Origin of the sequence: Bacillus sp. D7-8, from assembly GCF_052055895.1 — a bacterium.
Taxonomy (GTDB): domain Bacteria; phylum Bacillota; class Bacilli; order Bacillales; family Bacillaceae; genus Bacillus; species Bacillus velezensis.
This window is the reverse complement of sequence record NZ_CP179922.1, coordinates 1550716-1568245: the sequence shown is the minus strand read 5'-3', so window position 1 is coordinate 1568245 and position 17530 is coordinate 1550716. Positions and strand designations below refer to the sequence as shown.

At 48.1% G+C, this 17530-nt stretch carries 19 protein-coding genes; 1 reads left to right on the top strand and 18 read right to left on the bottom strand.

Annotation, left to right across the window (positions count from 1 at the left end):
- Positions 1 to 112 precede the first annotated feature (112 nt).
- The gene (locus ACKTRM_RS07960; protein WP_012117538.1) at positions 113 to 1780 is read right to left on the bottom strand and encodes a DAK2 domain-containing protein; all 1668 of its coding nucleotides are present in this window, start codon (positions 1778 to 1780) and stop codon (positions 113 to 115) included.
- Between the two features lie 15 nt (positions 1781 to 1795).
- Positions 1796 to 2158: an Asp23/Gls24 family envelope stress response protein gene (locus tag ACKTRM_RS07955; RefSeq protein WP_003154327.1), complete on the bottom strand. Its 363-nt coding sequence runs from the start codon at positions 2156 to 2158 to the stop codon at positions 1796 to 1798.
- A gap of 258 nt (positions 2159 to 2416) precedes the next feature.
- On the opposite strand from ACKTRM_RS07955, the gene rpmB reads away from it, so the two are divergent.
- The gene (gene rpmB / locus ACKTRM_RS07950) at positions 2417 to 2605 is read left to right on the top strand and encodes a 50S ribosomal protein L28 (RefSeq protein WP_003154328.1); all 189 of its coding nucleotides are present in this window, start codon (positions 2417 to 2419) and stop codon (positions 2603 to 2605) included.
- Between the two features lie 77 nt (positions 2606 to 2682).
- Here the strand turns inward: rpmB and spoVM are convergent, their stop codons facing one another.
- The 16 genes from spoVM to ACKTRM_RS07870 all read right to left on the bottom strand — a co-directional run bounded on the left by spoVM (position 2683) and on the right by ACKTRM_RS07870 (position 17483).
- A complete protein-coding gene (spoVM, locus tag ACKTRM_RS07945; protein ID WP_003154329.1) occupies positions 2683 to 2763 on the bottom strand; it encodes a stage V sporulation protein SpoVM in 81 nt (26 codons plus the stop codon).
- An 86-nt stretch (positions 2764 to 2849) separates the two neighbouring features.
- Positions 2850 to 3494 carry a thiamine diphosphokinase gene (locus ACKTRM_RS07940; protein WP_012117537.1) on the bottom strand — a complete coding sequence of 215 codons (645 nt, stop codon included), beginning with the start codon at positions 3492 to 3494 and terminating at the stop codon, positions 2850 to 2852.
- Positions 3495 to 3562: 68 nt separating this feature from the next.
- On the bottom strand, positions 3563 to 4213 hold the full coding sequence (gene rpe, locus ACKTRM_RS07935; RefSeq protein ID WP_012117536.1) for a ribulose-phosphate 3-epimerase: 651 nt from the start codon (positions 4211 to 4213) through the stop codon (positions 3563 to 3565).
- 1 nt (position 4214) lies between these two features.
- Positions 4215 to 5105 (bottom strand): ribosome small subunit-dependent GTPase A, encoded by an 891-nt coding sequence (rsgA, locus tag ACKTRM_RS07930; RefSeq protein ID WP_012117535.1) that lies wholly within the window; start codon positions 5103 to 5105, stop codon positions 4215 to 4217.
- A gap of 14 nt (positions 5106 to 5119) precedes the next feature.
- Positions 5120 to 7063, bottom strand: a complete 1944-nt coding sequence (gene pknB / locus ACKTRM_RS07925; protein WP_012117534.1) for a Stk1 family PASTA domain-containing Ser/Thr kinase — start codon at positions 7061 to 7063, stop codon at positions 5120 to 5122.
- Complete coding sequence (locus ACKTRM_RS07920) at positions 7057 to 7818, bottom strand: Stp1/IreP family PP2C-type Ser/Thr phosphatase (protein WP_041482191.1); 762 nt, start codon at positions 7816 to 7818, stop codon at positions 7057 to 7059. The genes pknB and ACKTRM_RS07920 overlap by 7 nt, the downstream gene beginning before the upstream one ends.
- 5 nt (positions 7819 to 7823) lie before the next feature.
- Positions 7824 to 8915, bottom strand: a complete 1092-nt coding sequence (gene rlmN, locus ACKTRM_RS07915; protein WP_003154339.1) for a 23S rRNA (adenine(2503)-C(2))-methyltransferase RlmN — start codon at positions 8913 to 8915, stop codon at positions 7824 to 7826.
- A 3-nt stretch (positions 8916 to 8918) separates the two neighbouring features.
- Positions 8919 to 10262 carry a 16S rRNA (cytosine(967)-C(5))-methyltransferase RsmB gene (gene rsmB / locus ACKTRM_RS07910; RefSeq protein ID WP_012117532.1) on the bottom strand — a complete coding sequence of 448 codons (1344 nt, stop codon included), beginning with the start codon at positions 10260 to 10262 and terminating at the stop codon, positions 8919 to 8921.
- Positions 10249 to 11202 carry a methionyl-tRNA formyltransferase gene (gene fmt, locus ACKTRM_RS07905; RefSeq protein ID WP_012117531.1) on the bottom strand — a complete coding sequence of 318 codons (954 nt, stop codon included), beginning with the start codon at positions 11200 to 11202 and terminating at the stop codon, positions 10249 to 10251. Before fmt ends, rsmB begins: the two co-directional genes overlap by 14 nt.
- Positions 11203 to 11206: 4 nt before the next feature.
- Positions 11207 to 11689 (bottom strand): peptide deformylase, encoded by a 483-nt coding sequence (gene def, locus ACKTRM_RS07900; RefSeq protein ID WP_012117530.1) that lies wholly within the window; start codon positions 11687 to 11689, stop codon positions 11207 to 11209.
- A gap of 24 nt (positions 11690 to 11713) precedes the next feature.
- A complete protein-coding gene (priA, locus tag ACKTRM_RS07895) occupies positions 11714 to 14125 on the bottom strand; it encodes a primosomal protein N' (protein WP_012117529.1) in 2412 nt (803 codons plus the stop codon).
- A complete protein-coding gene (gene coaBC, locus ACKTRM_RS07890; RefSeq protein WP_012117528.1) occupies positions 14122 to 15342 on the bottom strand; it encodes a bifunctional phosphopantothenoylcysteine decarboxylase/phosphopantothenate--cysteine ligase CoaBC in 1221 nt (406 codons plus the stop codon). The genes priA and coaBC overlap by 4 nt, the downstream gene beginning before the upstream one ends.
- Positions 15343 to 15432: 90 nt before the next feature.
- Positions 15433 to 15636, bottom strand: coding sequence for a DNA-directed RNA polymerase subunit omega (gene rpoZ / locus ACKTRM_RS07885; RefSeq protein ID WP_003154346.1), 204 nt, complete (start codon positions 15634 to 15636; stop codon positions 15433 to 15435).
- A 3-nt stretch (positions 15637 to 15639) separates the two neighbouring features.
- Positions 15640 to 16254: a guanylate kinase gene (gene gmk / locus ACKTRM_RS07880; RefSeq protein ID WP_003154347.1), complete on the bottom strand. Its 615-nt coding sequence runs from the start codon at positions 16252 to 16254 to the stop codon at positions 15640 to 15642.
- Between the two features lie 7 nt (positions 16255 to 16261).
- Positions 16262 to 16531: an extracellular matrix/biofilm regulator RemA gene (gene remA, locus ACKTRM_RS07875; protein ID WP_003154355.1), complete on the bottom strand. Its 270-nt coding sequence runs from the start codon at positions 16529 to 16531 to the stop codon at positions 16262 to 16264.
- 76 nt (positions 16532 to 16607) lie between these two features.
- A complete protein-coding gene (locus ACKTRM_RS07870; RefSeq protein ID WP_007409745.1) occupies positions 16608 to 17483 on the bottom strand; it encodes a YicC/YloC family endoribonuclease in 876 nt (291 codons plus the stop codon).
- Positions 17484 to 17530: the final 47 nt, after the last annotated feature.

The window sequence follows — 17530 nt, the reverse complement described above, 5'->3', positions numbered from 1 at the left end:
TTCAGCGCTTTTCTTTAGACTAATTGAACATTTCTCAATTGGCAAGCAGGCACACTGCCGCACTGCCGCAGGTAAATAAAGGCATAAGAATAGAAGGGCCTGATAAGCCCTTCTATTCTGCCGCAAATATATATGGATACAGAGGCTGTCTGCCGTTATGGATTTCAACCTCGATATCTTCACAGACGCTTGCAATATACTCAGCGAGTTTCTCAGCTTCTTCTTCCGGCGCGTCCTCTCCGTACAGGATGGTGACGATTTCATCTTCATCCCCGATCATTTCATCCAGCAGCAATTTCGCCGCACTTATCCGATCTTCGGCGCTGCCGATAATTGAACTGTTTAAAATGCCGATAAAATCACCTTTTTTAATATCTTTGCCGTCGATATGGGTGTCTCTGACTGAATATGTCACCTGTCCGCTTTTCACATTCCGGATGGCCTCAAGCATATTAGCTTCATTTACATCAGCCGGCTGGTCAGGGTTAAACGCAAGCAGGGCAGTCATGCCTTGAGGGACCGTTTTTGCCGGAATGACAATGACATTTTCTTCAGCCACGCTCGCCGCCTGATTGGCAGCCATCACAATATTGGAATTGTTCGGAAGAATGAAAACCGTCTCCGCATTGACAGACTGAATGGCTTCAACAATATCTTCCGTGCTCGGATTCATTGTCTGGCCGCCTTCGATTACGTGTGAAGCGCCGATGCTCGTAAACAATTCAGAAATGCCCTCTCCCATTGCCACAGTCACGATGCCAAAAGGCTTGCGGGCTTCTTTCATAACGCCGGCAGGCTTTTTTTCATCATGTTCTTGGCTGATGATTGAAGTATGCTGTTCCCTCATGTTTTCAATTTTAATTTTAATCAAATCGCCGTAACGCTGTGCGAGATTGAGTACGTTCCCTGGTTCTTCGGCATGAATATGAACTTTCGCCAGCGTATCATCAGCCACGACCAGCAATGAATCGCCGAAACGGCTCAGTTCGTTTCTGAACGTCTCTTCCTTGAACGTCCGTTTATCTTGATCCAGCCTCACCATCACTTCCGTACAAAATCCGAATTCAATGTCTTCTGTACTCAGCATGCTCTGCGCGCTTTTATGATGCTCGGCATTCACCATATCATCGAGTGCCGGAAGAACCGCTTTTTTCGGTACAGCCTCTCCTTTTAAAGCAGCCAAAAAGCCTTCATATACACAAAGCAGACCTTTTCCGCCGCTGTCAACGACACCGACGTCCTTTAAAACAGGAAGCAGATCCGGCGTGCGGTTCAGCGACGCTTCCGCTTCTTCAATAACGGCCTCCATGACCGAAATAATATCGGTTTCTTCTTTGGCCGAGGCGACCGCTTTTTTAGCCGCATCCTTGGCCACGGTTAAAATCGTTCCTTCAACCGGTTTCATGACCGCCTTATATGCCATATCCACTCCCGCTTGGAGTGCTGCGGCAAATTCTTGGGCGTCTATTTGGTTTTTGTTTTCAATGCTCTTTGTGAAACCTCTGAACAATTGGGACAAGATCACCCCTGAGTTTCCTCTCGCCCCCATAAGCAGGCCTTTTGACAGGGCGATGCCGACTTTGCCGATGTCGGGTGAGTCAATGTGCTCTACCTCTCTTGCACCGGATGACATCGATAAATTCATATTTGTTCCGGTATCGCCGTCAGGCACGGGAAACACGTTCAGCGCATCCACCGCGGATGCGTTTTGAGACAATGTCTCAGCCCCCGCCAGAATCATTGCCGCAAAAGCTCTCCCATCTAAGTTTCGTCTAGACAATACTCATCCTCCTCACTACGGGTTCGTTACTCGTACGCCTTGGACATAAATATTTACAGAATCAACTGCAAGTCCGATTGTTTGATTTACTGTGTATTTTACCTTCGTCTGAACATTGTGGGCTACTTCGGATATTTTAGTGCCGTAGCTGACAATAATGTACATGTCGATATGTATTTGTTCGGCTTCCTGACGGACATGTACGCCTTTTGCGAAGTTCTCTCTCCGGAGGATTTCAGACAAACCGTCTTTAATCTGGTTTTTTGAGGCCATCCCCACTATTCCGTAACAGTCAATGGCAGCGCCTCCGGCAACCATTGCGATGACTTCGTTGGATATATCAATCTGTCCGTATTTTGTCTTCATTTCAATGGACACACAGGTTCCTCCTTCAGATGCATAGAGTTATCATTATTCTACTATATGTATCCCATTATGAAAAGAAAAGATACAGACAGCGGCCTTCAGCGCGGAAATGTGATTGGTTTTACATGTCAAGTGATTTTTCTTGAAAGTAAGGGAAACAATAGTTGCAAACGGTTTTTAGCTGTGGTAAATTATTTAAAGTATTGTATAACGAAAGCATCTGAGACACTATGTTTGAAAAGATGTTTCGCGCAGTTAGGAGGGAAACAAATGGCACGTAAATGTTTTATTACAGGTAAAAAAACAAAAGCCGGAAACAACCGTTCTCACGCAATGAACGCTTCTAAGCGTACTTGGGGCGCCAACCTTCAAAAGGTCCGCATCCTTGTTGACGGCAAACCTAAAAAAGTGTATGTATCTGCCCGGGCTTTAAAATCCGGTAAAGTTGAGCGTGTATAAGCAAAAATGAACGCCTGCCCTTTTATGCGGCAGGCGTTTTTTATGCGTTCAAAGAGGGCAATTTCAGCTTCTTGGGCTTACTCTTTTCTAAATGAGCCCAGCATCGCCCGGACAATTCCTCCTAAAAACTTCGGCAATTTAATGGTATAAAATTTCATTTTGTCCCCTCCTATAAGTCCCGTATCCGCTGCGTTCATCACTTTAGGATTCATGGTTTTTTCCGCATATGGCAGAAGCCGCTTTTCTAATCCGCGCTCCTTACCATTATTAATATGCCTTTTGCAAACGAAAAAGTACCTCGTGAATGAATGAGTTCGTTACTAATACATAGTGTGGAACCCAGAGGAATATGACAATTATCAAGGGGATATTTAAAACCGTCGAGTGTCAGGCCGTCTGCCGCTTCCGTAAACGGAATGAAAGAAATATAGCGTCTGCGCGCTTTTTCTTCAATTGTATAACGGCCGGGCCCGAACATCTGAATGTCATTCTGCCGATCGATCAGCTTGAGATCGGTATTCTTATGTAAGGCTTTATACAGCAGCTGGATGTTCCCTAAAAAGTGATCGGCTCTTCCGCCCGTCACACCGAATATCCGAATGGTTTCCGGTTCTTTTTGTAAAGCCCAGTCAAGGGCGAGTTCAAGATCGGTATAATCTTTTTCCGCCTGATACACATGGAGGGCCGGCGCCGCTTTTTGAATCTGCATGAGCTCCTCTTCCGTAATGCTGTCAAAATCACCGAAAGCTTCCTGCGGAATGATTCCGGCTTCCAAAAGAGCAACCGTCCCTTTATCGACTCCGACCCACGTCGTATCTCCGTCAGTGTATTCGGATAGATCGGGAATAAGCTCCCGCGGGCCGCCCGCAACGATATTGATTGTCTTCATATGTTTTCCTCTCTCTTAGACGCGAAAAGAGCCGGCGGCTTTCACCGGGCTCTTTTTCAGCATGTTTATTACGCGTTTCGGATGTCAGCGATGGCTTTTTTCCGATCCGGCTGATTATATACGGCAGACCCGGCAACAAGCAGGTTGGCGCCCGCTTCAGTGCATAAAGGAGCTGTTTCTATATTAACGCCTCCGTCCACCTCGATTAAAAGCTCAGACAGGCCTTTCTCCTCAGCCAGCTGTTTGACCTGACGGATTTTCGGCAGAACCGAATGAATGAAGCGCTGTCCGCCAAAACCGGGGTTAACCGTCATTAACAGCACAAGGTCAAGCTCCTCGATCACATGTTCAATCATTTGGACGGGCGTATGCGGATTGAGCACAACTCCCGCTTTTACCCCCTGCTCTTTTATTAATTGAATGGTCCGGTGAAGATGCGGACACGCCTCAGCATGAACGGAAAGGATGTCCGCACCGGCTTTTGCGAATGCCGGGATGTAGCGGTCCGGGTTTTCAATCATAAGATGGACATCCAGCGGCAGATCAGTCACCGGACGGACGGCTTCAACGATAAGCGGCCCGATTGTAATGTTAGGGACGAAATGGCCATCCATGACATCAATATGGATATAGTCCGCCCCTCCTTTTTCCACGTCTTTAATTTCCTCGCCCAGTGAAGCAAAATCGGCGGAAAGAATTGATGGCGCAACCTTAATCATATTAATACCTCGGCTTTCTCTCTTTTATTTCCTGCATAAATTCTTTGTAATGCTCATAGCGGTACGGCTGAATCTCTCCTTCTTCCACCGCTTGCTTTACCGCGCATTTCGGCTCTTTAAGATGCAGACAGCCTCTGAATTTGCAAGAGGCGCTTATTTCTCTGATCTCAGGGAACGTGCTGCCCAGCTCTTCTTCCTCAATGCCGGTAAATTCAAGCGAACTGAACCCCGGAGTATCCGCAACCAGACCGCCTGATGTATGAATGAGCTCCACATGGCGCGTCGTATGTTTTCCGCGTCCCAAATGCGTGGAAATCTCGTTTGTTTTCAGCTCAAGCTCCGGGCTGATCGCATTTAAAAGCGAAGATTTTCCGACTCCGGACTGACCGGCAAACACCGTTGTTTTGTTCTCGAAGTGTTTCACAATGCCTGTTAAACCGCTGTTTTCTTTTGATGACGTCACATATACGTCATAACCGATCGCCTGATAGTCTTTCACGTAAGAAAGTATCGCCTCTTTCGATTCCCCGTCTGCAGCTAAGTCCATTTTGGTTATGCAGATGATCGGGTGAATGCCGTTGGCTTCCACAAGGACGAGAAAACGGTCCAATAAAGACGTGCTGAACGCCGGCTGAACGGCAGAAAAGACAAGAACGGCCTGATCGACATTTGAAATCGGCGGCCTGATCAGCTCGTTTGTTCGTTCTTTGATTTCCAGCAGGTAGCCTTCTTTATCATTTTCAGCCTGATAAACGGCATAATCGCCGACCAGGGGCGTTATTTTATTTTTTCTGAAAATGCCCCGGCCCCTGCATTGAATGATCTTGTCCTGTGATTCATCCAAGACATAATAGAATCCGCTTAACGCTTTTATAATTTTGCCCTCAGGCATAGGGTCCCTCCTTGTCAATCATTATCTTTCGGGTATTCAATCGTTTTGTAGCTGACGACTTTATGATCGACCATCACTTGATAATACCCCTTCTGTCCCTGATCAATCTTCAGTTCGATTGTTTTTTCAGTCGGCTCTTTTATTTTAAATGAGTCATACGTATCAGAGATGCTGTGGTCCTTATCATCGATGGCGATTTGCACTTCAAGCTCGTCCCCTTCATGTTCGGGTTCGTAAGGAATGCTGATTTTTTCTTTTACCGTTTTCGCCGGTTTTTCTTCAGGTCCGAGCGAGAACGTCACTTCAACATTACTTCCCGGCTTAACCGCAGTGCCGGCTGCCGGCTCTTGCTTCATGACTTGTCCTTCCGGCACGTCATCTGAATGGGCTTGTTTTTCAACAAGCTGCAGGCCGTTATCTTCAAGATACCCTGAAGCCGCTTCTTTGCTGTAAGTCTTTAAGTCCCTCAGCGTAACGTCCGCCGGGCCGAGGCTGACCGTTAGATTGACTTCATCGTCGCTTGCGACCATGTCGGTGCCGGCTGACGGGTTCTGATCAATTACGGTGCCGGCCTCGCTGTCATCGTTCTCTTCTTTGACATTGACATGTTTGAAGCCTTTTTCCTTCAGCGCTTTTTTTGCGTCGCCGATCTGCCGTCCTTTCACGTCGATCAGCTGGGTTTTCGGTTTTCCGATGCTTTTGTACAGTTTTACAGAAGAGCCTTCTTTAACGGTAGACCCCGCTTTTGGGTCCGTTTTGACCATTAATTCCTCTTCTATTTTTTCATCTTCAATGTCCGTTATATCAGGATCCGCCCGGAGCCCGTTCTTTTCAAGCAGGGCTTCCGCTTTTTCGTACTTCATGCCCCGTACGTCGGGGACGCTTACATCTTTAGGCATAAATAAAGACGGAAACACGGTGACCGCAAGAACAGCCGCCATAATGAAAATGAAACAGACGGCCAGCAAAACCCACGGCCATTTCCGTTTTTTCTTTTTGGCGGGCTGCTGTTCCTTATCATCCGTCTCCCCCGGCGTTTCCGCCTGAGGCGCGGCTTTTGCGCCGTCAGTAATAACGGGAATGGCTTTTGTCATTTCCTCATCATCCTGCACGGAAAATTTTTGTTCATTCAGCCTGCCGGCGTCAAAAGCCGTTCTGATGTCCGCTTCCATGTCCTCGGCGCTTTCATAGCGGTGAAACGGGTCTTTAGCGGTTGCCTTTAAAATAATGTTTTCGACGCTCTGCGGAATGGAAGGGTTCCACTTTCTGGCGGAAGGCGTTTCTGTTTGCAGATGCTTTAGCGCTATACTGACGGCTGATTCTCCGTCAAAAGGGATTTTACCTGTTAAAAGCTCAAACAGCACGATGCCGAGCGCGTAAATATCTGATTTTTTCGTTGCCAGACCGCCTCTCGCCTGCTCCGGAGACAAATAATGAACCGAGCCCAGCACAGAATTCGTATGTGTGATTGTCGTAGACGTAAGCGCTGTGGCGATGCCGAAATCCGTCACCTTGATATGCCCTAAATGATCTATCAATATATTGTGCGGTTTAATATCCCGGTGCACGATATGGTTTTGATGGGCATGGGCGATGGCCGAGACGATCTGCTCCATAACGGACAGCGCTTCTTTCGGATGAAGCGGTCCGTGTGCGTTTATGTATTCCTTTAATGTCATGCCTTCCACATATTCCATGACAATGTAATAAATATCGCCTTCCTCCCCGATATCGTAAATACTGACGATATTCGGATGATCGAGGCTTGATGCCGACTGTGCTTCTCTTCTGAAACGCCTGATAAAATCAATGTCATTCACAAAGTCAAACCGCAGAATTTTAATTGCGACTTCACGTTCGAGAATGATGTCCTCAGCTAAAAAAACGTTTGCCATTCCGCCGCCGCCAATGGGCCGGAGGATATGATAACGCCCGCTGATCCGCTTGCCGGTTAGCACTTGTCTTCACCCTCTTTTGCATCTGCGGAAAACTCAATCAACACAGCCGTGATGTTATCTTCGCCGCCGTTTTGATTCGCTTTGCTGATGAGAAGGTCTACTTTTTCCTGAGGATCAAATTCGGCTTGAAGCATTTGTTTGATCTCGTGATCTTCTATTTTATTTGACAGTCCGTCAGAGCATAAAAGCAGCTGATCGCCGTCAGACAGTTCAAAAGAACGGGCGTCGGGACTGATGGTTTCATCTGTCCCCAGCGCTCTCGTCAATACATTTTTCCGCGGATGGTGCTCGGCGTCCTCTTTCGAAATTTCTCCTGTCTTGACCAGCTCATTCACAAGCGAATGGTCTTCAGTCAGCTGAGTGAATTCCCCCTCTTGAAGCAGGTAGCACCGGCTGTCACCGATATGAGCCACAGTGACAAACTTCCCGGTGAATAAGGCGCAAACAACAGTGGTGCCCATACCCCGGCATTCTTCATTCGCTTTAGCGTGGTCATGTACTTTGACATTCGCCTCATGAATCCGGTCTTTCAGCCAATCCTCGCAAGCAGACGGCAGAGAAGGAACCGTTTCGGTCCGGTTCCACTGCTCTTCCATCGCCGCAACCGCCATCCTGCTCGCTACATCTCCGGCAAGATGACCGCCCATGCCGTCGGCGACAACCGCAAGCACCGCGTCTTCTTTTGTGAAAATGCCCGCCGCATCTTCATTATGCCGGCGGACTTTACCTGTATCTGTTTTCAAGGCTGTAATCAACCTCTTCACCTCGTCTCGTCTTGACGCTCCTTCGCGCGAAGCTGACCGCAGGCCGCGTCAATGTCATGGCCTTGCTCTCTTCTGATCGTGACATTTACACCGCGGGATTTTAACGTTTTTTCGAATGCGAAAATCTGATCTCTCGGTGTGCGGACGTAATCCCGTTCAGGCACATAGTTTACCGGAATTAAATTGACATGGCATTTCACGTCTTTTAACAGTTCTGCAAGCTCTTCTGCATGTTCGACCTGATCATTTACGCCGCCGAACAGCCCGTATTCAAAGCTGATCCGTCTGCCTGTTTTCTCGATGTAATATTTGACGGCCTCCATAAGGTCAGGAAGCTTATAGGCTTTGTTAATCGGCATCAGACGGCTTCTGATTTCCGTATTCGGAGCATGCAGAGAAATCGCGAAATTGATCTGCATTTTTTGATCGGCGAAATCGTAAATCTTCGGAATGATTCCGCTGGTGGAAACTGTGATATGACGCGCTCCGATGTTCAGCCCTTTATCATGGTTAATGATTTTTAAGAAAGCGAGCATTTCATTGAAATTATCAAACGGCTCTCCGATTCCCATGATGACGACTGAGCTGACGCGTTCATCCGTTTCATCAAGCGCCTTTTGCACTTTCACGACTTGAGCGACGATTTCTCCCGCTTCAAGATTCCGTTTCAGTCCGCCGAGCGTTGACGCGCAAAATGTGCAGCCGATCCGGCAGCCGACCTGTGTCGTTACACATACAGAATTACCATACTCGTGTCTCATTAAAACCGTTTCGATCGTATAACCGTCATGAAGCTCAAATAAAAATTTCATCGTGCCGTCTTGAGATGTCTGTTTTACAGCCGTTTTCAGCGTTGTCAGCACAAAATTGCTCTCGAGTTTTTCACGCAGGCTTTTTGAGAGGTTTGTCATTTCATCAAATGAAGAAACCCGCTTCTCATAAAGCCATTCAAAAATCTGTGCTGCGCGGAACGGCTTTTCGCCATTCTCGGTCAGCCATTGTTTGATTTCATCTAATTCAAAAGAGTAAATGGACGGCTGCTCAGTCCGCAGCTCTTTCCGTACGCTTGTCTTTTTTAATTGTGTCATTTTTTATCCCTTCTTTCTCATGCTGCTAATAAAGAAACCGTCTGTTCCGAAATAATGCGGAAGAATTTGAAGGCTTCCATCCTGAACAAAGGGTCTCGCCTTTTCAGGCAGCCGCTTTTCAAGAGACAAATCGGGTTCAAACTCAGGGTGTTCTTGTATAAACGCATGCATAACTTCTTCATTTTCTGTCCGGTCCATTGTACACGTACTGTATACGAGTGTGCCACCTTTTTTTACTAATGGGGCGATTTCCCTTAAAATGCCGAGCTGGATTTCTGACAGCCGTCTGCTGTCCTCCGGCGTCTTCGTATATTTCATATCGGGTTTTCTTCTGATGACGCCGAAACCTGAGCAAGGGGCATCAACGAGAACACGGTCAAACCGTTCTGCGCCAAAGGCCTCTCCCGCTTTTCGCGCATCCATCGTTTGCGCGTCGATGATCGTAAGCCCGAGCCGTTCTGCGCCCTCTTTAATCAGCTTCACTTTATGGCGGTGAAGATCAAGCGATGTGAGGCTCCCCTCGTTCTCCATCAGTTCCGCAATGTGAGCCGACTTTCCGCCCGGTGCGGCGCATGCGTCTAAAACGGTTTCGCCCGGCTTCGGGTCCAGCGCCCGCGCGACAAGCATTGAGCTTTCATCCTGTATGGATACCCGGCCGTTTTGGAAAAATGCCGTGTTCGCGATGCTTCCTTTTAAAAGCTTAATCGCATCAGGAGAAAGGTCTCCGGCTTCAGCTTCAAGACCGGCATTCTCCATCTCATTCAGCACCGTTTCCCTGTCGCTCTTTATGTGATTGACACGGAGCGTCTGCTTCGGCGGAATGAGATGAATCCGGCAGATCTTTTCAGCTGCCTCAAAGCCGTACGCCTCGACCCACTCTTTTACGAGCCACTCGGGATGGCTTGTCTCTGTGGAAAGACGGAGAACCGGGTCTTCAATTTCAGCGAATGACGGCACACCTTCACGCTGCAGGGAGCGGAGGATGCCGTTGACAAAGGACGCAATGCCCTTATGCCCGCGTTTTTTGGCGATCTCAACCGCTTCATGAATGGCGGCGCGATCCGGTATTTTTTCTAAATACTCCATTTGATACGCGGACAGACGAAGCAGCTGAATCACCCATGACTTCACTTTATTCGGCTTGCGGATAAAAGGCTTCAGCATGTAGTCTAAGGCGATTTTATTTTGCAGCGTTCCGTAGACAAGCTCTGTCAGCAGTCCTCTGTCCTGATCGCTGAGCGTGTTCGTTTTGATAACCGATGTAAGAAGCAGGTTGCTGTATGCCTGATTTTGCTCAAGCTTCTCAAGCGCTTCAAGGGCGAGCTCCCGGACATTAATTTTCTTCATTTGCTTCTCCTAACACGTCACCGGGCTGCACATTTTTGCCTCTTACAAAATCTTCGCCCTTCATCCGTTTTTTTCCCGCCGGCTGCAGCTCTGTGATTAAAAGGGCGGTGCTGTTTCCTGATGCGACGACAATGCCGTTTTGCTCCGTGCGGATGACTGTTCCGGGCGCAGCTTCAGTTTTTGCCGCAACTTTTTCAGAAGCCCATACTTTCATATTTTGACCGTTCAAAGTTGTATAGGCGACAGGCCAAGGGTTTAAACCTCTGATCTGGTTGTAGATCTCTTCTCCGGGCTTTGCCCAATCAATCCGCTCCTGCTCACGCTTAATGTTAGGCGCGTAAGTCGCTTTTGATTCGTCCTGTTTGATCGGTTTAATATTTCCGGAAATGACGTTCGGGACGGTCTCTGACAAAAGCTTTGCCCCCGCTATGCTTAATTTGTCGTGAAGCGTGCCGACGTTATCCGTTTCATCAATTTCCACTTCGATTTTCGAAATCATATCGCCCGCATCAAGCTTTTCAACCATATACATGATTGTCACGCCCGTTTTCTTCTTGCCTTGGAGAATCGAATAATGTATCGGCGCTCCGCCTCTTAATTCAGGCAATAGTGACGCGTGTACGTTGATACAGCCGTATTTCGGGCCGTCCAGCAACTGCTTGGGCAGGATCTGTCCGAATGCCGCCGTAACAATCAGGTCCGGCTTCAGGCTGAGCACTTTTTCTATTTCTTCTTCGAGCCTTACTTTTTCGGGCTGAAGCACGGGAATGCCGTGACGTTCAGCTTCAGCCTTAACAGGAGGGGGCGTCATGATTTTTTTTCTGCCTTTCGGGCGGTCAGGCTGCGTAACGACACCAACCACTTCATACCCGTCTTCAATAAGCGTGCGCAGGACGGGAACTGAAAAATCGGGCGTTCCCATAAAAACGATCCTTGTCATCCAATCATCCTTCCATTTCTGCCAGTTCTTCTTCAGTGTAGTAAGCCGTAATTTTTGATGTGAATAAAATGCCGTCTAAATGATCCATTTCATGCTGAACGGCTCTGGCCAAAAAACCCTCCGCTTCTAAAATAAACGGTTTTCCTTTACGGTCATAGGCTTTTACCTTTACGTAATCCGGGCGGGTGACATCGCCGTAAACCCCTGGAAAGCTTAAACAGCCCTCGACTCCGGTCTGTTCACCGCTCTTTTCAAGAATAACCGGATTTACAAGGTCGATCCGGCCGCTTTCTTCACCGATGTCCACGACGGCCGCTCTTTTTAAAATGCCGATTTGCGGCGCGGCGAGACCGACGCCATCCATTTCGAGCATCGTATCGTACATATCGTCAAGCAGTTTTTTTAATTTTTTATCAAACACTGTCACTTCATCGGCAGGTGTTTCCAGAACCTCCGCCGGGTGTGTGACGATTTTTTTTACAGCCAAAATTTTGCCCTCCAAAAACTAATGTTACATCAGCATGTACGGATTCATATCGATTGAAATCATGACATGCTTTTGCGCAATGTCGCGTTTATAGTGCTCCAGTATCTTTTTCAACTGAATCTGCAACTCGTTTTCCTGTCTGTATTTTATCACGCATTGATAGCGATATCTATCTTTGATCCTGGCGATCGGGGAAGCCGCCGGCCCGAGAATTTTCGTATCAGGCCCGCATCCCGCCCTTAAATAGTTTGTAATCTTTTCTGCGGTGACCGCGGCTTTTGCCGCTTCTTCATGAGAAACGGTCACCAGCGCCACGTAATAATAAGGCGGGTATGACTGGGCCCTTCTGTGCGCCATTTCCTGCTGAAAAAAAGTTTCATAGTCGTGCGTTTTCGTCAGCTGAATGCTGTAATGAGACGGTGTATACGTTTGAATGACCACCGTTCCCGGCTTTTCATGCCGCCCGGCCCGGCCGCTTACCTGCGTCAGCAGCTGGAATGTCTTCTCCGCGGCCCTGAAATCAGGGATGTGAAGCGTCGTATCTGCGCTTAATACTCCGACGAGCGTCACGTTCGGAAAATCAAGCCCTTTTGCGATCATTTGCGTACCGAGCAGGATATCCGCCTTCCCTTCACCGAACGCTGACAACAGTTTTTCATGGGCGCCTTTTCTTGAAGTGGTGTCCACATCCATCCTGATCACGCGCGCCTGAGGCAGCACTTTGGTAAGCTCCTCCTCCACACGCTGCGTTCCCGTGCCGAAAAAGCGGATATGTTCGCTGCCGCATTCCGGGCATGTTCCCGGGACAGGTTCCTCATGGCCGCAGTAATGGCATTTCAGCCTTTGTCCGTAGCGGTGATAAGTCATCGAAATGTCGCAATGCGGACATTGCGGCACATAACCGCAGTCCCGGCACATCACAAACGAGGAATACCCCCGTTTATTCAGAAAAAGGACGGCCTGCTCTTTTTTTGCAAGCTTCTCTTCCAGCTGTTCCATCAGTTCTCTTGAAAACATTGATCTGTTGCCGTTTCTCAGTTCTTCTCTCATATCAACGAGAGAAACGTCAGGCATGAGCTGGCGATTTACGCGATGTTTTAATGGAAGCAGCTCATAAACGCCTTTTTTCGCCCGCGCAAATGACTCCAATGTCGGCGTGGCGCTCCCGAGGACGACCGGACAGCTGTGATGCTCGGCCCGGCGGATGGCTACGTCCTTTGCATGATACCGCGGCATTTCCTCCTGCTTATAGGAAGATTCGTGCTCTTCATCAATAATGATCATGCCGAGATTTTCAAACGGGGCAAAGATGGCCGATCTGGCTCCGACGACAAGCCGGACTTCCTTGCGCTGAATCTTCCGCCATTCATCGTATTTTTCACCTGTGGATAATCCGCTGTGCATGACCGCAACCTGTGAGCCGAAGCGGCCTTTAAAACGGTTGACCATTTGCGGTGTCAACGAGATTTCCGGAACGAGCACGATGGCTTCTTGTCCTTTTGCCAGCACTTTTTCAATGGATTGCAGGTAAATTTCCGTTTTGCCGCTTCCCGTGACGCCGTGAAGCAGAAAGACGTGATGGACATGATCGGCTACAGCTTGTTTAATCGGCTCAAAAGCGGCCTGCTGCTCTTCTGTAAGAGAGAGCGGCTCTGTTTTTTTGAACATTCTGTCCTGATAAGGATCGCGGTAAACCTCCTCAAAGCTTTCCGTAAGAAGCCCCTTTTTAAGAAGCGTTTTCAGCGTCGCGGAACTGGAATCGGTCTTTTTGCAAAGCTCGGCCGCGGAAATCTTTGCTCCCCCGCCGATAAAATAAGTAAGCACGGTGAGCTGTTTAGAAGCCTGCTTTGTCAATGCATCTGCGTGCCGGGCGAGTTCTTCTTTGTCCGCCCCCGCTTCGATCATGCGGATCATTTTTTTATTCGTTTTTTGGGCGACTTTATATGTGACATCAATGCTTCCTTTGCGCACGAATTTTTGAAGTGACGAAAGAATGCTTTCATCGGTAATATCCGAGTACAGAAGACTTTTTTGATTCCTGAAAAGCTGTTTGATGTCCGGTGTCAGCGCTTCTTCGTCAACGACTTTCAGCTCTTTCTCGTACTTCGCCTTCAGTGCGGCGGGCAGCATTGCCTGAAGCGCCGTGATTTTAAACGACAGCGTTTTGTCAGAAAGCCATGAAGACAGCTGCATCAGTTCCTCAGTCAGAACGGGCGTCAAATCAAGAAGCTTCTCGACTTCCTTCATTGAGCCGCCGTTTAATTCAGACGATTCTTTCAAACCGGTCACAAATCCTTGAAGCTTGCGCGGGCCAAACGGGACAATCACCCGCATGCCGACTTCGATCATCCCTTTTAAATGATCGGGAATTTTGTAATCAAAGGGTCTGTCAATGTTTTTGGAGCTGACATCGACAATGACTTCTGCTACATTCATACGGGTTTTCGGTCCCCGGCTTTCAAAGCGGTCATTTCCTTCAGCATTTCAAAGGAAACGTCAAGTTTAGACATAAGCGCAAGCTCCCGTTTTCTTCCGTCCCGGAAATAGAAGGTGACGACATTCGTATCCGTGCCAAATCCGGCCCCTTCTGCTTTCACATCATTCGCAACGATCATATCAAGGTTTTTCTGTTCGAGTTTTCTGCGCGCATAGCGTTCGACGTCTTGCGTTTCAGCCGCAAATCCGACCAGCAGCTGGTGTGTTTTCCGTTCGCCGAGTTCTTTCAGTATGTCTGCCGTACGGTTGAATTCGATCACGAGCGAACCGTCTTTCTTCTTCATTTTGTGATCAGAAACAGCCGCCGGCGTAAAATCGGCCACGGCCGCCGTCTTAATCACCATGTCGCATGAATCAAACACAGAAAGCACGGCTTCTCTCATATCGGCTGCCGATTGCACAGGAAGAAACTGATACAGCCCGACTGGCGGCTCTATTGACACCGGGCCTGAAATCAGCGTCACCCGCGCCCCGAGACGGACGGCGGCTTCAGCAGCGGCGTAGCCCATTTTGCCGGTGGATTTATTTGTGAAGAAGCGGACAGGGTCCACGGCTTCGCGCGTCGGACCGGCCGTAATGACAATATGTTTTCCTTTCAGCGGCGCATCGTCTTCAGGCTCCTTAAAATGCTCTCTGACACGCTCAACAATAAGCTCCGGCTCCTCCAGCCTTCCTTTGCCGACATATCCGCATGCCAAATAGCCTTCACTCGGCTCGATAAAGCGGACCCCGTCCTGATAAAGCACAGAGATGTTCCGTTTCACCGCCGGATGATCATACATATGGACATTCATCGCAGGCGCCACCCAAACCGGGGCCTCAGCCGCCAGCACCGTCGTTGTGAGCATATCGTCAGCAATTCCGTTGGCAAGCTTGCCGATGATATTTGCCGTAGCGGGCGCGACAATAATTAAATCCGCCCAGTCAGCGGCATCAATATGAGAAATCACCTTCGGATTTTGTTCATTAAATGTATCTGTATACACTTCATTCCGGCTCAGCGCCTGAAATGTCAGCGGAGAAACAAACTCACGCGCGGACTCAGTCATAATCACTTTGACGTTTGCGCCGGCCTGAACCAGCTTGCTCGTGAGTGCGGAAGCTTTATAAACGGCAATTCCTCCGCTTACGCATAGCAAAATGTTTCGGTTTTTCATGAAGTCTTCTCCCCTTTATGAAAGCATTGGACAAATCCCAAACGGAAAAAAATAACAACCTATGTAGAGATAGGTTGCTACGTGTGCTTGTTATTCGCTGTCTTCTCTTTCAAACGAAAGCAGGCCCGCGTCAATTTCTTCTAAAGCTTTGCCTACATATTTGTGAGAAATGGTATGTTCAATCTGCTGGTCTTTTTTGATCTGCATTTCACGCGCGCGTCTTGCAGACACGGTCACCAGCGTATATTTAGAATCTAATTTATTCATTAAAGAGTCAATTGACGGATCTAACATAAGTTATTCTACCTCCAGCATTTTCTTATATCTCGGAGCGACGCGTTCACGTTTTAAGTGCTCGGCGAGAACGATTGCGTTAATCTTATCACAAGCCGTTTGGATATCGTCGTTTTCAACGACATAATCATACGCGTCCATCATTTCGATTTCAGCTTTTGCGGCATTCATTCTGTTTTCGATTAAATCGTCGGTTTCAGTTCCTCTTGTCACGATTCTGTTTTTCAGCTCAGAAAGACTCGGCGGCGCTAAGAAGATAAACAGGCCTTCCGGAAATGCATTCCGCACTTGGAGCGCGCCCTGCACTTCAATCTCTAAGAAGACGTCTTTTCCTTCTTGAAGCGTCTGTTCGACATAATCAACGGGCGTTCCGTAATAGTTGCCGACATATTCTGCCCACTCAAGCAGTTTGTTGTTTTCAATCATGCGTTCGAATTCATCTCTAGATTTAAAGAAATAATCGACGCCATCGACCTCGCCCTCTCTCGGGTTTCTCGTCGTGACTGAAATTGAGTATTCAAATTTCGTGTCCTGTTGTGAAAATATTGCTTGCCGAACCGTTCCTTTTCCAACTCCGGAGGGACCTGAGAGAACGATTAATAACCCTCTTTCTTTCATGCGGCAATTACCCCTGCCCTTCATCCATAATTTCTTCTTTCACAGAAAGTCTGTGTGCAACTGTCTCAGGCTGGACGGCAGATAAGATAATGTGATCACTATCCATGACGACAACTGCACGGGTTCTTCGTCCGTATGTAGCGTCTATTAGCATTCCGCGGTCTCTTGCATCCTGGATCATTCGCTTTATTGGCGCAGACTCCGGGCTGACAATCGAAATCATCCGATTGGCGGAGATGATATTGCCAAATCCGATATTAATCAGTTTAATCGTCATCTTCTACGTTCCCCCTGTAAAATAGACGTCTCTAGTGTAACCTGAAGAGGCCGTCTGTAAACAATACGCACAGTCGCTATTCTATATTTTGCACTTGTTCCTTCAATTTTTCAATAGAACTTTTCATTTCAACGACAAGCTTTGTGATTTGATGATCATTGGCTTTTGAGCCGATCGTGTTCGCTTCTCGGTTAAGCTCCTGAACAAGGAAATCAAGTTTGCGGCCGACTGCCCCGCCTTCTTTTAATATATCACGGAATTGAACAAAATGGCTCTTCAACCTGGTAATTTCTTCCGTTATATCAGAACGATCGGCGAAAATGGCGCATTCCGTGATCAGCCTGCTTTCGTCGAGCGCATCCTCCGTCCATTCCTTCATTCGGGCGTAAAGACGCTCGCGGTATTGAATAACAACGGCCGAAGCGCGCTCTTTCACCTGTTCGGACAGCGTCTCAAGCCGCTCAATGTGCAGAAAGCAGTCTTCCGCCAAAAGCCGTCCTTCTTTTTCCCTCATGTCACAAAGTTCCTTTACAGCCAGCTCAGCGGCTTCCCTGATGACTTCTTCAAGCTTGTCATCACGCATCTGTTCTTCGTGTATCTGCGCAATATGTTCAAATTTAAAGAACTCCATTGCATCGGGTTCTGCGGCCAGGCTGTAGCGCTCTTTCATGACGCGTGCGGCGCTCACATATTCATCAAGGAGCTCCCAATCGATGTTCAGGCTTCTTTTTATGAGCGCGTCACTGTTTACAGTGAGAAACAGCTCTACTCTTCCGCGCTGTATATGCTGCAATATCGTTTGTTTCAGCTTATCCTCTACATATAGCAAAGGCCGTGGCAGGCGGGCGTTCACTTCTTTGAACCTGTAATTGACGGATTTCAATTCAACGGTTGCCGAGAGATCGCCTTTTGTGCTGCTTGCGCTGCCGAAGCCTGTCATACTCCGTATCATATGAAACACCCAATTCTTTCCCGTTATCAAAATAAAAGGGCAATAGA